We start from the raw sequence: 14,164 nt of genomic DNA, 5'->3' as shown, positions 1-14,164 counted from the left end.
GCACGAGGCCGGCTCGCACGCGATGGTCATCGGCCAGGTCGCTGGCATCATGCACGGATCCACCGAGCTGACCGGGGACCTCGACCTGCTGTGGGACGGCACACCTGCGCAGGCCCGAGCCTTGCGAGATGCCCTCGCCGCGGCTGGCTGCACCGATCTACCCGACCTCGACCGAGCCCAGGTGGGATACCAGGTGACCGGTGCCGCCGGGGATCTGTGCACGCCTGCCTTGCCCTGGGGCGACTTTGATGTCACCGACTGCCTGACTCGAGCACAAGGCGCCGACGACTCCTCCGGATTCACGATCCGCTACGCGTCGCTTGACGACCTGATCCGAATGCGGCGGGCCATCGGACGGCCGAAGGATCATCGCCGCGCCGACGAACTCGACCGCCTGCACGCCTGAACACACCATGCCGACGGCGAACGATCGAGGGCGCCCCGCCCGGGTGAGGCACTGTTCAGCGTGGCGGTCCCGGCATCCTTCGCTAGAGCCACCAGCCCACGGTTCCCGAGCAACTGCTGAATCAAGTCCTGACTCGAAGCCGAATCCCGCAGAGTGATCACGACTCGATACGCGCCCTAGTTCGGCCAGGACGCGGGCGCCGGTCAGTGCGCCGAGGCCGGGGAAACTGGTGATGATCTCGGCGTCCTGGTGGGTGGCGAAGGCGGCAGTGGTGGCTGCTTCTAGAACGTCGGCGCTGGCGCAGGCCGCGTCGAACTGCCGCAGCAGAGCGAGGGCTTTGGTGCCCATGGCCTGCTCGATCATGGGTGGTTGGTGCATCTGTGGCTCGCGGAGCAGGGTGTGGAGTCGTTCGACCTCACCGGCGATCTCCCGTTGGCGTCCGGCTTTCTTCAGGATCGCTCGCAGCTGTGGGCGGGTGAGCTGGGCGGCCTGGGTGGGTGTGGGGGCCGCGGCGAGCAGGGTGCGGGTGACGGGTGAGGCGAGGCCTTCGCGGAAGTGACGGAAGACGGTGAGGAAGCCGGGGAAGTACTCGCGCAGATGGGAGCGCAGGCGGTTGCCTGTCTGGACGCGGTCCCAGACGGCGTCTTGGTGGGCTCGGGCCAGGACGGTGATGGCCTGGGTGAGATGGCTGCCCGCGGGCAGGGGCCGGTGTTCTGCCGGGTCGGTGCGCAGGATGTTTGCCAGGACCTTGGCGTCGAGGTGGTCGGACTTCTTGCGGCTGAGTGCGTAGCGGTCGCGGTAGCGGGCGGCGGTGAGCGGGTTGATCACGTAGATCGGTCTGCTCGTGGCGCGTAAGCAGGCGACCAGGAGTCCGTGAGAGGTCTCGATGGCGACCGGGATCGGGTTCTCTGGGCTGTCACCGTGCTGGGCCAGCAGGTCCAGGAGTTGGCTGAGGCCGGTGGGGGTGTCGTCGATGCGGAGCTTGTCCAGGAGGGTGCCGGCTTCGTCGAGCAGTGCGATGTCGTGGTGGTCGGTGGCCCAGTCGATGCCGCAGAACACGCTGGTCATGGCGAGTGTCCTTGGGTGGGTGCCGGTGGTGTGGTGGTCGTCGCCTTGGCGGGGTTGCGCGTCTCCCTAATGGCAGGGCTCATAGGCCCGTCATCCGATTAGCCGTTCGCAATCCCAGCGGTCGCCAGGGGCCTCGGTCAGCTGCGGAACTGGGGACATTCGCCGAGCGGTGAGAGGTGTTCCCTGGCGGCGGCTTGGACCACGAGACCCCGGCGATGCTTCACCGAGCGGGAAGGCACACGGGGCCGACTCTGTCTTGAGAGGTCAGGCCTCAGGAGCGACTACGGATCACCACATGCCCATCCGCCCAAGACGCTCGGCCATGAGACACCGCCAAGCGTCTTACGACGCCATTAGGAGTGGGGGGCCAGGGAGCAGGGCGAGCCGCCCTGGATGAAGTTAGAAACTCGTAGCAGTTCTCAGGCTGCGGGCGAGCCGTCCCGTGGCACCCCGGAGGACGGAGCTCCCTGCCACTCCCCCGGAGCGAGATCTCCATGATCCACTCCCCAGTCGCTCCCCGAGCGCCCCCGGAGAACGAGTCAGGCCCGGTTTCCATTGATGGAAACCGGGCCTGACCTGGTGTTACAGCTGTCGGGGTGGCGGGATTTGAACCCACGACCTCTTCGTCCCGAACGAAGCGCGCTGCCAAGCTGCGCTACACCCCGGTGTCGCTGCTGTGGTGCTTGTCGCGGCGACGTCGTTTACTTTAGCCCACCGTTGGCCGGAGACGAAATCCGGTTTAGGGGCGGCGGCCGACCGGGTTCGGGCGGGTGTGGTCCAGGGCTACCAGGAGGACCGCCAGGGCGTAGCAGGCGAGGCCCACGAGGAGGGCGTTGGCGAGGGTGGCGCGGTAGCTGTGCTGCTCGGCGTCGAGGAAGGGGTAGAGGTAGTGGCCCGGCGTTCCGGGCAGGAGCAGCTTGGCTCGGGTGAGGTAGAAGGCCAGGTAGGCCAGGGGGTACAGCATCCATGCCGCCGCCTGGCGGAGGTGCAGGCGGGCCGGGGGTGTGAGCAGCAGCCAGTCGATGAGCGCGGCCGCGGGGGCCGCCGTGTGGAGGAGTTGCAGCGCCAGCCACTGGCCGTGCCAGGCCACCGGAGGGTGTGTCGCGCCCGTCATCGAGAACGGCGGGGTCGTGTGGCCCAGGAGCAGGTGGTAGACCAAAGACGAGATCACCGCGTAGAGCAGCGCCGCGCCCGTCAGGGCCGAGGGGACGGGGCGGGCCGCGTGCCAGGCCCGGCGGGCCGAGACGAGGCTGACCAGGGTCAGGAGTACCGCGGCCTGGACTCCGAAGTAGCTCAGGATCCGGTCCGGACTGCCCAGCAGCAGCTCCAGGGCCACGCCCGCCGCCGCCAGGACGGCCGTCGCGAGGCGGAACACCGCGGTCAGGGGGCGGCGGACAGGGGCGACCACCGCCGTCGCCGGGACGTGTCCGGGTATCAGCACGGGCGTGCCCGGAACCGCGGGGAGGTCGGGCATGTCCCTGGGTATCGGAGGAGTCGTCATGCCCTCAAAATAGGGAGAAAGGGGCATGGGTGGCATTTCGGTTTACGCCGGGTGGGCTATCCCCGGTTCGACCTCCGTGCTCCTGTCTCCCCCGGCCCGACCTCCCCGAGCTCCCCGGTCTACTCCCGCCCCACCAGCGTCAGCAGCGTCGCCTCCGGCGGGCAGGCGAAGCGGACCGGGGTGTAGCGGCTGGTGCCGCAGCCGGCCGAGACGTGGAGGTAGGAGGTACGGCCCTCCGCCGCGTGGCGGGAGAGGCCCTTCACCCGGTCCGTGTCCAGGTCACAGTTGGTGACCAGGGCGCCGTAGAAGGGGACGCAGATCTGGCCGCCGTGGGTGTGGCCGGCCAGGACCAGGGGGTAGCCGTCGGCCGTGAAGGAGTCCAGGACGCGCAGGTACGGGGCGTGCACGACGCCCATGGAGAAGTCCGCCGCACCGGACGGGCCGCCCGCCACCAGCGGATAGCGGTCGCGCTTGATGTGCGGGTCGTCCAGGCCCGTCAGCTCCACCGAGACACCCTCGATCTTCAGGACGCCCCGCGTGTTCGTCAGGTTCAGCCAGCCCGCCCCGTCGAAGCCGTCCCGCAGGTCCTCCCAGGGGTTGTGGATCGCGCCGACGACCGGCGGGTTGCCGTTCAGGCCGTGCCTGCCGCTCGTCTTCTCCAGCAAGTAGCGGGCGGGGTTGCGGGGCTTGGGGCCGTAGTAGTCGTTGGAGCCGAAGACGTACGCGCCCGGGAACTCCATCAGCGGGCCCAGCGCGTCCAGCACCTCCGGAACGCCCTCCGGGTCGGACAGGTTGTCGCCCGTGTTGATCACGAAGTCCGGGCGCAGGCCCGCCAGCGAACGCAGCCACCGCTGCTTCTTGCGCTGGCCGCCGACCATGTGGATGTCGGAGACCTGGAGCACCCGCAGCGGGCGCATCCCCGCCGGGAGGACCGGGACCGTCACCCGGCGCAGTCGGAACGAACGGACCTCGACGCCGGCCGCGTACAACACACCGGCGGCGCCGAACGCCGCGATTCCCAGGGGTACTCCGTATCGAGCGCGCATACGACCATCGTGTCAGACGCGAGGCGGGGGTCGAGACCGGCCACAGCGGAGCGAAGAGGAGAGAAGAGGAGAGGAGAACCCGGGAGACGGGAGGAGGACCCGGGAGAGGGAGGAGAGGCAGGGGGCGGGGAAAACGTTGGGCGGTCCGGCTGTGGCACCTGCGACAATCGGTGCCATGACCACCACGCTCAAGTCGAAGCTGCATGACGACCTCAACGCCGCGATCAAGGGCCGTGACGAGCTCCGCTCGGCCACCCTCCGGATGACGCTCGCCGCGATCACCACGGAAGAGGTCGCGGGCAAGGAGAAGCGTCAGCTCTCCGACGAGGAGGTGCTCAAGGTGATCGCCAAGGAGGCGAAGAAGCGCCGGGAGGCGGCCGAGGCCTTCACCCAGGGCGGTCGCGCCGAGAGCGCCGAGCGGGAGAAGGCGGAGGGCGAGGTCCTCGCCGAGTACCTGCCGAAGCAGCTCAGCGACGAGGAGCTGGAGGCGATCGTCGCCGAGGCCGTCGAGGAGGCGAAGGCGGCGGGTGCCGAGGGACCGCGGGCCATGGGCGCCGTGATGAAGATCGTGAACCCGAAGGTGGCCGGCCTGGCCGAGGGCGGCCGCGTCGCCGCCGCGGTGAAGAAGCGGCTCCAGGGCTGAGGGAGCGCGACCGGGCAGCACAGCGGTACGACGGTGGGGCCGCGCCTCTGCGGAAGAGGTGCGGCCCCACCGTCGTACAAGGACAGCCTCCGTAGGCGAGTCCTCCGTAGAGAAGATCAGCCCCGGTTGCCGCCGTTCCCATTGTTGCCGCCGTTCACGTTCCCCTGGATGAAGCCGGCGGGGAGGGAGAAGGTCGGGTTCGGGGTGGAGCCGCCGGTCGTGCCGCCGTTGCTCGTGCCGCCGTTCGTCGTCAGGCCGCCGATGAGCCCGCCGATCAGGCCCCCCGTGTTGTCGCCGCCGCCGTTGTCGCCGCCGTTTCCGTTTCCGTTGCCCTTGTCATGGCTGTTGTCGTCGGGGATGTCGATGAGGTTGAAGGACTCGGACGACTTGCCCTCCAGGGCGCCGGTCATGGCGTCCTTCCAGATCGGACCCGGGGTGTCGGCGCCGAAGACCTCGGAGTGGTAGACGCCGCCGATGGTGATGTTGGTCATCTCGACGTTCTGCTTGGCGCTGCCGACCCAGACCGCGCCCGCGAGGTTGGGCGTGTAGCCGACGAACCAGGCGTTCTTGCGGGAGTCCGTCGTACCCGTCTTGCCGGCGCTCTCCCGGTCGTCCAGACCGGCCTGCTGACCGGTACCGGAGTCGATCACACCGCGCAGCAGCGTGTTGATCGTGTCCGCGGTCTTCTCGCTCATCGCACGCGAGCAGGTCGACTTGGGGACGGCGAGGGACTTCTGCTCGTTGCCGACCTTCTGGGTGATCGACTCGATGGCGACCGGCGTGCAGTACATGCCGCGGTCGGCGAAGGTGGCGTAAGCGCTCGCCATGGTCAGCGGCGAGAGGCCGATCGCGCCGAGGGCGATGGACGGGGTCTGCGGCAGCTTCGAGCCGTCGCCCTGGTGGACGTGGAGCGCGTCGGTCATCTTGACCACCGGGCACAGACCGATGTCGGAGATCAGCTGGACGAAGTAGGTGTTGATGGACTTCGCCATCGCCTTCTTCATCTGGTACGGCCCGACCTCGGACTCGTTCTCGTTCTGGACCTGCTCGTTGTCCGTGTTGACCCACTGCTTGCCGTCGCACTGCTGCACGGGGCTCGGGTAGTTCATCTTGTACGGCGACGAGTACTCCTGCGTCGCCGGCTTGCCGCCCTCGATGGCGGCCGCCGCCACGAACGGCTTGAACGTCGAACCGGTCGGGAAGCCGTAGTTGGAGCCGCCGTAGTCCCGGTCGACCGAGAAGTTGTACTCGGTCTCGTTCTTGCTGTAGCCGTACGGCTTCGACTGGCCCATCCCCAGGATCTTGCCGGTGCCGGGCTCCACCAGGGTGGCGGCGGCCGCGACCGGGTCGGACTTGTAGACGTGGTCCTTGATCGAGCTCTGTACGGAGTCCTGGGCCTGCGGGTCCAGCGTCGTACGGATGGTCAGGCCGCCCTGGTTCCAGAGCTTGGCGCGTTCCGTGGAGGTCTTGCCGAAGGTCGGGTCGTTGAGGAAGACGTTCTCGACGTACTTGCAGAAGAACCCGGCGCCCTTGACCGCCGTGATGCAGCCGTTCTTCGGCTGGGTGACGTGCAGGCCGAGCGGGGTCTCCTTGGCCTTGTCGGCCTCCGCCTGGGAGATGTCGCCGACCTGGGCCATGCGTTCGAGCACGACGTTGCGCCGCTTGGTCGCCTCGGCCTCGTCGTTGACCGGGTCGTAGCGGCTCGGCGACTGCACGATGCCGGCGAGCAGGGCCGACTGCTGGAGGTTCAGGTCCTTGGCGTGCTTGGAGAAGTAGCGCTGGGAGGCGGCCTCGATGCCGTAGGCCTGCTCGCCGAAGAAGGTGATGTTCAGGTAGTTCTCGAGGATCTTCTTCTTGCCGAGCGTCTCTTCCAGCTGGATCGCGTACTTCAGCTCCTTGACCTTGCGGCCGAGGGTCTGCTGGGTGGCCTCGGCGACCTTGGTCGGGTCGTCGCCGGCCTCCTCGATGAAGTAGTTCTTCACCAGCTGCTGGGTGAGCGTGGACGCGCCCTGGGCGACCCCGCCGCTCTGCGCGTTCTTGTTCAGCGCGCGCAGCACGCCCTTCAGGTCGATGGCGCCGTGCTGGTAGTAGCGCGAGTCCTCGATCGCGACGATCGCCTTCTGCATGTACGGCGAGATGTCCTTGAGCTCCACCACGGTGCGGTCACGTGAGTAGACCTGGGCGATCTGGTTGCCGTCGCTGTCGAGGATCCTGGTGCGCTGGCTGAGCTGCGGGCTCTTCAGGTTGGCCGGGATATCGTCGAAGCCCTGGACCGAGCCCTTGGCCGCGAGGCCCAGGGCCCCGGCCGCGGGCAGTGCGATGCCCGCCATCACGGCTCCCGCGAGCACACTGACACCGAGGAACTTGGCGGCCTGCTGCGTGGTCGAAAGACCACCGCCCGAGCGCTTCTTTGGCATGGGGGCAGCCTAATCCGTAGTCCTGGGCGTTCCGGGGGAGCGGGTGGCTCTCGGGATGTTCGAGTGCCGGATCGTGACGTAAGGGGCGGCCCGGCCGTGCACAGGGGGTGACACCGCCGGCTCCGCCTGACGGCACGACGACATGAACGGTCTACCTTGCCATTCGCCGGACACACGGACAGGCCTTGGCCTAAGCTGCTCTCAACTGTCACAGCAGTGCGGCCACGTATCAATACGTCCGGCGACCCCGAATCGTTCCGGAACCCGCCCACTTTTTTTCGGGTGATGTGTTGATGGCGTGTCCGAATCCACCTCGTGTGTCACCCGGCGTCCGTTGTGGCGCACCATAGCTGTCCCGGTTTGCCGCGATCATCACGCATGTCGTCAGCTCACTCCCGCGGGTGATCTGCCGCTTACCCATAGTCCGTTCGGGCCATTCAAGATTGGGCCCGAAGGGGGTGTTGCGCTGTGCCCACCTTCCGTAACGTCCTCAACTGGCGGCGGTGAATATGCCGCTGCCGCCGTGGGGGAGCCTCGATTCGGGAGAGGACGGCGCCGGTATGGGCTGGGTAACCGACTGGAGTGCGCAGGCTGCCTGCCGCACTACCGATCCGGATGAACTGTTCGTTCAAGGAGCAGCGCAGAACAGAGCCAAGGCGGTGTGCACCGGATGTCCGGTACGCACTGAATGCCTGGCCGATGCGCTGGACAACCGCGTCGAGTTCGGCGTGTGGGGAGGCATGACGGAGCGGGAGCGCCGCGCACTGCTGCGCCGGCGGCCCACCGTGACCTCCTGGCGCAGGCTTCTGGAGACAGCGCGCTCGGAGTACGAGCGGGGGACCGGGATCGTCCCCCTCGACAGCGACGAGGTGTACGAGAACTACGCAGCGGTGGGCTAGGCCGGACCGGTCTACGGCAGCTCCGGCCGGCCGGCCGCGAGCCGGTCGCCGATGTCCCGCAGCCCCGCGAGGTCGTGTACATCGCCGGGAAGCGCGGCCACTTCCACCACGGCCACCTCGGGATGGCGCGCGGTGAAGCGGTCACGTGTGCGCTGCTCGCGGGAGAGCAGCCGCATGCGCTCGGCGTGCAGCCTCAGCAGGCCTGCGGTGAGCTGGTCGACGGTTCGGTCCGGGCTTTCTGGCGAGGGGGATTCGTCAGTCATGTCCGAGGTGGTGGCCGTAGTCATGTCCGCGGGCCCTGACGAGGGGGATTCGTCGGGCCGGGACTCGGACGGCACGGGCGCGGGTGATTCAGAACTGCCGTACGTGTCGGGAGAGTTACGAAGTCCAGCTTTCCCGCCGCCCTGATCCACAATGCGGGGCTCCTCAAGATTTTCCGCGGCGGCGAGCGCACGCTCCGCCGACAGTCGGTCGGCGCCGCTGCCGTGGACCCGGTTGAGGACCAGACCGACCAGCGGCATGTCCTCCGCGGCCAGCCGCTCCACGAAGTACGCGGCCTCGCGCAGGGCGTCCCGCTCCGGAGCCGCGACCACCAGGAACGCCGTGCCGGGCGCCTGGAGCAGCTTGTACGTCGCGTCCGCGCGCGTGCGGAACCCGCCGAACGTCGTGTCCATCGCGGACACGAACGTCTGTACGTCCTTCAGCAGTTGCCCGCCGAGCAGCTTGCCGAGGGTGCCGGTCATCATCGACATGCCGACGTTCAGGAACGCCATGCCCGCGCGGCCGCCCAGTTTCGCGGGGGCGGTGAGAAGACGGATGAGCCGGCCGTCCAGGAAGGAACCAAGGCGTTTCGGCGCATCGAGAAAGTCCAGCGCGGAGCGCGAGGGCGGGGTGTCGACCACGATCAGGTCCCACTCGTCCCGGGCCCGCAACTGGCCCAGCTTCTCCATCGCCATGTACTCCTGCGTGCCCGCGAAGCCCGCCGAGAGCGACTGGTAGAAGGGGTTGGCCAGGATGGCCGCCGCCCGGTCGGCGTCCGCGTGCGCCTCCACGACCTCGTCGAAGGTGCGCTTCATGTCGAGCATCATGGCGTGCAGTTCGCCGGTGCCCTCCGTGCCCTTCACCTTCCGCGGCACGTTGTCCAGCGAGTCGATGCCCATGGACTGCGCCAGCCGCCTGGCCGGGTCGATGGTCAGCACCACCACCTTGCGGCCGCGTTCGGCCGCACGCAGGCCGAGGGCCGCCGCGGTGGTGGTCTTTCCGACACCGCCCGAGCCACAGCACACCACGATCCGGGTGTCCGGGTCGTCCAGCAGCGGATCGACGTCGAGCGCGGGCGCGTGGGCCAGTCGGCGTGCGCCGTCCTGGGCCGGTTCCTGGGCCGGGTCCTTGGCCGGGTCCGGAGTCATGACATCCCCTGTTTCCGCAGCTCGGTGGCGAGTTCGTACAGGCCCGCCAGGTCCATCCCCTCGGCGAGCAGCGGCAGTTCGTGCCGCTCCAGGTCCAGCTCGGCGAGGACCGCGCGCTGCTCGTGCTCCAGCGCGTACCGCTCGGCGTACTCGGCGGCCTGCGCGAGCAGCGGGTCCACCAGCTGCTCGGCCTTGCCGCCGCGCCGCGCCCCGCCGAGCCCGGCCGCCGACAGCGCCTGCGCCACGGCGGTGCGCGGCACGGTCCGTACGAGTTCCAGATCGGTCGCGTCCAACACCTCCGGCCGGACCATGTTCACGATGACCCGGCCCACCGGCAGCCGCGCGGCCCGCAGCTCGGCGATGCCGTCGGCGGTCTCCTGGACCGGCATCTCCTCCAGGAGGGTGACCAGGTGCACGGCCGTCTGCTCGGACTTCAGCACCCGCATCACCGCCTGCGCCTGATTGTGTATCGGGCCGATCTTGGCCAGCCCGGCCACCTCGTCGTTGACGTTCAGGAAGCGGGTGATGCGGCCGGTCGGCGGGGCGTCCATGACGACGTAGTCGTATACGAACCGGCCCGCCTTGTCCTTTCTGCGCACCGCCTCGCACGCCTTGCCGGTCAGGAGGACGTCCCTGAGGCCGGGTGCGACGGTGGTGGCGAAGTCGATCGCGCCGAGCTTCTTCAGCGCCCGGCCCGCCCCCCCGAGTTTGTAGAACATCTGGAGGTAGTCCAAAAGGGCCAGTTCGGGATCGATGGCGAGCGCGTAGACCTCACCGCCTCCCGGCGCTACGGCGATCTTCCGCTCTTCGTAGGGCAACGCCTCCGTCTCGAAGAGCTGGGCGATGCCCTGCCGACCCTCGACCTCCACGAGAAGCGTCCGCTTCCCCTCGGTCGCGAGGGCCAGCGCGAGTGCGGCGGCGACCGTCGTCTTTCCGGTCCCGCCCTTGCCGCTGACGACCTGGAGCCTGCTCACGTCTTCGAGACTAACCAGTCCGCCGGACACTCACGCGGGAGGCTGTGGATAACCGTGCGTGCGGTGGCCCACGTGTCCCGTCCGTCACAGCGGATACAGTCGCCCCCATGACCAAGTGGGAATACGCAACCGTGCCGCTGCTCGTCCATGCCACGAAGCAGATTCTGGACACCTGGGGCGAGGACGGCTGGGAGCTCGTCCAGGTGGTGCCCGGGCCCAACCCGGAGCAGCTCGTGGCCTACCTGAAGCGGGAGAAGCCCTGATGAGCGCCATCGAGGCCAAACTGGCCGAACTCGGTCTCGCGCTGCCGGCGGTCGTGCCGCCGCTCGCCGCCTACCAGCCGGCCGTGCGGTCCGGTGTGTACGTCTACACCTCCGGCCAGCTGCCGATGGTGGACGGCAAGCTCCCGGTCACCGGCAAGGTCGGCGCCGAGGTCACCGCGCAGGAGGCCAAGGAGCTGGCCCGCGTCTGCGCGCTGAACGCCCTGGCCGCCGTGAAGTCCGTCGCCGGTGACCTGGACCGGATCGCGCGCGTGGTGAAGGTCGTGGGCTTCGTGGCCTCCGCGCCCGACTTCACCGGGCAGCCGGGTGTGATCAACGGCGCCAGCGAACTCCTCGGCGAGGTCCTCGGCGACAAGGGCGTGCACGCGCGCAGCGCGGTGGGCGTCGCGGTGCTGCCGCTGGACGCGCCGGTCGAGGTCGAGGTCCAGGTCGAGCTGGAGCCGTAGCCAGCTGGAGCCCCCCTCGAACATTCGCTCCCTACGGGATAGCCTCCGGTAATGGCCGATGGACAGTGGTATCCCCCCGAGTGGCCGGACCGCATCCGCGCACACGCGGAGGGCACCCTGGTGCCGGTGAGCCCGAAGCGCGCGGCCACCGTGCTGCTGCTGAAGGACACCCCGGACGGTCCCGCCGTCCACATGCTGCGCAGACGCGCCTCCATGGCCTTCGCCGGAGGCGCGTACGCGTATCCCGGCGGCGGTGTCGACCCGCGCGACGACGACCATCAGGTCCGCTGGGCGGGCCCCACGCGCGCGTGGTGGGCCGACCGGCTCGGCGTCGACGAGGCGGGCGCCCAGGCGATCGTCTGCGCGGCCGTGCGGGAGACGTACGAGGAGGCGGGCGTCCTGCTCGCCGGACCGGCCCCGGACGCCGTGGTCGGCGACACCACCGGGGACGACTGGGAGGCCGACCGCGCCGCCCTGGTCGCCCGTGAGCTGTCCTTCGCCGAGTTCCTGGACCGGCGGGGTCTGGTCCTGCGCTCGGACCTGCTGGGAGCCTGGACGCGCTGGATCACCCCAGAGTTCGAGAGCCGCCGCTACGACACCTGGTTCTTCGTCGCCGCCCTGCCCGCGGGCCAGCGCACCCGCAACGCCTCCACGGAGGCCGACCGCACGGTGTGGATCCGCCCGGCCGAGGCCGCCGTCGGCTACGACAAGGGCGAGCTGCTGATGATGCCGCCCACCATCGCCACCCTGCGGCAGCTGCTGCCGTACGCCACGGCCGCGGAGACGCTCGCGGCGGCGCCCACCCGGGACATGACCCCGGTGCTGGCCCGCGCCCGCCTGGCGGACGGCGCGATCGTCCTGAGCTGGCCGGGCCACGACGAGTTCACCAAGCACATACCGACCGACCTGACGAGCGGCGGAGCCTGACCATGACGGACGCAGCAGCCCTGCCCGGCCAGCCGCGCGGCGGAGTCCTTGCGGGGCCCGCCACCGCGCGGGCCGTCAACGTGCTGGCGCCCAACGCCTCCGCCATGACCCTGGACGGCACCAACACCTGGATCGTCGCCGAGCCCGGCTCCGACCTGGCCGTGGTGATCGACCCCGGCCCCCTGGACGACGGCCACCTCAAGAACGTCATCGACACCGCGGAGAAGGCCGGCAAACGCGTCGCGCTGACCCTGCTGACCCACGGCCACCCGGACCACGCCGAGGGCGCCGTGCGCTTCGCGGAACTGACCCGCACGCGCGTGCGTGCCCTCGATCCGGCGCTGCGGCTCGGCGACGAGGGACTGGCCGCCGGCGACGTGATCACGACCGGCGGGCTGGAGCTGCGGGTCGTACCCACCCCGGGCCACACCGCCGACTCCCTGTGCTTCCACCTGCCGGCCGACCGCGCGGTCCTGACCGGCGACACCGTGCTGGGGCGCGGTACGACGGTCGTGGCGCATCCTGACGGCCGTCTGGGCGACTATCTGGACTCGCTGCGGCGGCTGCGCTCGCTGACGGTCGACGACGGCGTGCACACCGTTCTGCCGGGCCACGGACCGGTCCTGGAAGACGCCCAGGGAGCCGTCGAGTTCTACCTCGCCCACCGCGCCCACCGGCTCGCCCAGATCGAGACGGCCGTCGAGAACGGCCACCGCAGTCCCGCCGAGGTCGTCGCGCACGTGTACGCCGACGTGGACCGCTCCCTGTGGCCGGCCGCGGAACTGTCGGTACGGGCCCAGCTGGACTACCTGACCGAGCACGGACTGATCCAGACCGAACTCCAGTCCGAGTTCTAGCCCCGGTTCTGGTCCCGCTCCCGGTTCGGGTCCCGGCCCTGGATCTCGTCCTGGCCCTGGTCCTGGTTCCGGCCTTCGGGTCAGGGCGCCTTCACGCCGTGCACGCGCGCGTACTCGGCGGCGAGCCACGGGCCCAGGTCGTCGACGTACGACCACAGCACCGCGCGGTCGCCGACCGGCTCGTACCCCGACTCGGCCGCGCGGCGCAGTTGCCCGGCCCGCTCCGGGTAGTAGCCGGCGAACGCCTCGGCCATCTCGCGCAGATCGCTGGTCCAGCCGTCCCACATCTGAGCCGGTCCGGCGATGGGGGACGAGGCCGCAGGCCGACAGAACGGGGTCCGGGGGCAGCGCCCCCGGAGACGGCGACTACCGCGAACGCTTGGCCAGGCGCTCGACGTCCAGCAGGATCACGGCCCGCGCCTCCAGGCGCAGCCAGCCACGCTGGGCGAAGTCCGCCAGCGCCTTGTTCACGGTCTCGCGGGACGCGCCGACCAGTTGGGCCAGCTCCTCCTGCGTGAGGTCGTGGACGACGTGGATGCCCTCCTCGGACTGCACGCCGAAGCGGCGGGAGAGGTCCAGCAGGGCGCGCGCGACCCGGCCCGGCACGTCGGAGAAGACCAGGTCGGACATGGCGTCGTTGGTCTTGCGCAGCCTGCGGGCGACGGCGCGCAGCAGCGCGGTGGCCACCTCGGGGCGCGCGTTCAGCCAGGGCTGGAGGTCGCCGTGGCCGAGGCCCAGCAGCTTGACCTCGGTCAGCGCGGTCGCGGTCGCCGTGCGCGGGCCGGGGTCGAACAGCGACAGTTCGCCGATCAGCTCGCCGGGGCCGACGACTGCGAGCATGTTCTCCCGGCCGTCGGGGGAGGTGCGGTGGAGCTTGACCTTGCCCTCGGTGACGACGTAGAGCCGGTCGCCCGGGTCGCCCTCGTGGAACAGGGAGTCGCCACGCGCGAGGGTCACCTCACTCATGGAGGCACGCAGCTCCGCGGACTGCTCGTCATCGAGCGCCGCGAAGAGCGGGTTGCGCCGCAGAACGTCGTCCACGAGTTCTCTCCTTGTCGACCTGCTCAGGGGATCTTGCTCCCCCTTGGTACCAGGGGACCGTGTTCCCCATTTTGCCGGACGGTCCAAACAGTGTGATCTGTCACAAGGATGCCGCACAGGTGTGCCCGGGTAAGCGGCAGGGGTCCAATCGGGGGCTGATCTTCCGGGTCCGGGGCGGATGTCGGTGCCGGGCTTTAGGCTGGCCGGGTGTCCAAATCGCCGGTGAAGCACAGGCCAAGGGGGCTGGGC

At 69.7% G+C, this 14,164-nt stretch carries 12 protein-coding genes, 1 tRNA gene and 2 pseudogenes; 6 read left to right on the top strand and 9 right to left on the bottom strand.

The genetic code is table 11. From position 1 onward, the window contains the following. Window positions 1-565: 565 nt before the first annotated feature. From LQ326_RS25780 to LQ326_RS25765, 4 genes and pseudogenes are all read right to left on the bottom strand, one after another. Window positions 566-1,474 (bottom strand): annotated as a pseudogene (locus LQ326_RS25780) (IS110 family transposase); the annotation flags it as partial. A gap of 591 nt (window positions 1,475-2,065) precedes the next feature. Then, a tRNA-Pro gene (locus LQ326_RS25775) sits at window positions 2,066-2,139 on the bottom strand. A gap of 74 nt (window positions 2,140-2,213) precedes the next feature. Continuing rightward, the gene (locus LQ326_RS25770; RefSeq protein ID WP_234540131.1) at window positions 2,214-2,975 is read right to left on the bottom strand and encodes a Pr6Pr family membrane protein; all 762 of its coding nucleotides are present in this window, start codon (window positions 2,973-2,975) and stop codon (window positions 2,214-2,216) included. A 119-nt stretch (window positions 2,976-3,094) separates the two neighbouring features. Then, entirely contained in the window at window positions 3,095-4,021 is a 927-nt protein-coding gene (locus LQ326_RS25765) for a metallophosphoesterase (protein ID WP_234540129.1), read from the bottom strand. 175 nt (window positions 4,022-4,196) lie between these two features. Between LQ326_RS25765 and LQ326_RS25760 the strand changes: the two genes are divergently transcribed. Continuing rightward, on the top strand, window positions 4,197-4,664 hold the full coding sequence (locus LQ326_RS25760; RefSeq protein ID WP_234540127.1) for a GatB/YqeY domain-containing protein: 468 nt from the start codon (window positions 4,197-4,199) through the stop codon (window positions 4,662-4,664). Between the two features lie 116 nt (window positions 4,665-4,780). Here LQ326_RS25760 and LQ326_RS25755 read toward each other — a convergent pair whose 3' ends face one another. Then, entirely contained in the window at window positions 4,781-7,081 is a 2,301-nt protein-coding gene (locus LQ326_RS25755; protein ID WP_234540126.1) for a transglycosylase domain-containing protein, read from the bottom strand. A 560-nt stretch (window positions 7,082-7,641) separates the two neighbouring features. Here LQ326_RS25755 and wblA point away from each other — a divergent pair. Then, entirely contained in the window at window positions 7,642-7,980 is a 339-nt protein-coding gene (gene wblA / locus LQ326_RS25750) for a transcriptional regulator WblA (RefSeq protein WP_234540219.1), read from the top strand. Window positions 7,981-7,991: 11 nt separating this feature from the next. Here the strand turns inward: wblA and bagB are convergent, their stop codons facing one another. Then, the gene (gene bagB / locus LQ326_RS25745; RefSeq protein WP_234540124.1) at window positions 7,992-9,389 is read right to left on the bottom strand and encodes an ATPase BagB; all 1,398 of its coding nucleotides are present in this window, start codon (window positions 9,387-9,389) and stop codon (window positions 7,992-7,994) included. After that, window positions 9,386-10,363, bottom strand: coding sequence for an ATPase BagA (gene bagA, locus LQ326_RS25740; RefSeq protein WP_234540122.1), 978 nt, complete (start codon window positions 10,361-10,363; stop codon window positions 9,386-9,388). The genes bagB and bagA overlap by 4 nt, the downstream gene beginning before the upstream one ends. 107 nt (window positions 10,364-10,470) lie before the next feature. Here bagA and sp36 point away from each other — a divergent pair, with 107 nt between their 5' ends. From sp36 to LQ326_RS25720, 4 genes are read left to right on the top strand one after another with little or no spacing between them, the layout of a single operon-like run. After that, entirely contained in the window at window positions 10,471-10,626 is a 156-nt protein-coding gene (gene sp36 / locus LQ326_RS25735) for a Sp36 family protein (protein WP_181806301.1), read from the top strand. Next, a complete protein-coding gene (locus LQ326_RS25730; protein ID WP_234540121.1) occupies window positions 10,626-11,090 on the top strand; it encodes a RidA family protein in 465 nt (154 codons plus the stop codon). The genes sp36 and LQ326_RS25730 overlap by 1 nt, the downstream gene beginning before the upstream one ends. A gap of 51 nt (window positions 11,091-11,141) precedes the next feature. After that, entirely contained in the window at window positions 11,142-12,017 is an 876-nt protein-coding gene (locus tag LQ326_RS25725; protein ID WP_234540118.1) for an NUDIX hydrolase, read from the top strand. A 2-nt stretch (window positions 12,018-12,019) separates the two neighbouring features. Beyond that, window positions 12,020-12,874, top strand: coding sequence for an MBL fold metallo-hydrolase (locus tag LQ326_RS25720; protein ID WP_234540116.1), 855 nt, complete (start codon window positions 12,020-12,022; stop codon window positions 12,872-12,874). An 80-nt stretch (window positions 12,875-12,954) separates the two neighbouring features. Here the strand turns inward: LQ326_RS25720 and LQ326_RS25715 are convergent. Beyond that, window positions 12,955-13,158, bottom strand: a pseudogene (locus LQ326_RS25715) (nucleotidyltransferase); the annotation flags it as partial. 82 nt (window positions 13,159-13,240) lie between these two features. After that, complete coding sequence (locus LQ326_RS25710) at window positions 13,241-13,915, bottom strand: Crp/Fnr family transcriptional regulator (protein ID WP_018547939.1); 675 nt, start codon at window positions 13,913-13,915, stop codon at window positions 13,241-13,243. Between the last annotated feature and the right edge of the window lie 249 nt (window positions 13,916-14,164).

Source organism: Streptomyces shenzhenensis (genome assembly GCF_021462265.1).
Taxonomy (GTDB): domain Bacteria; phylum Actinomycetota; class Actinomycetes; order Streptomycetales; family Streptomycetaceae; genus Streptomyces; species Streptomyces shenzhenensis.
This window is presented reverse-complemented; position numbering and strand designations above follow the sequence as displayed.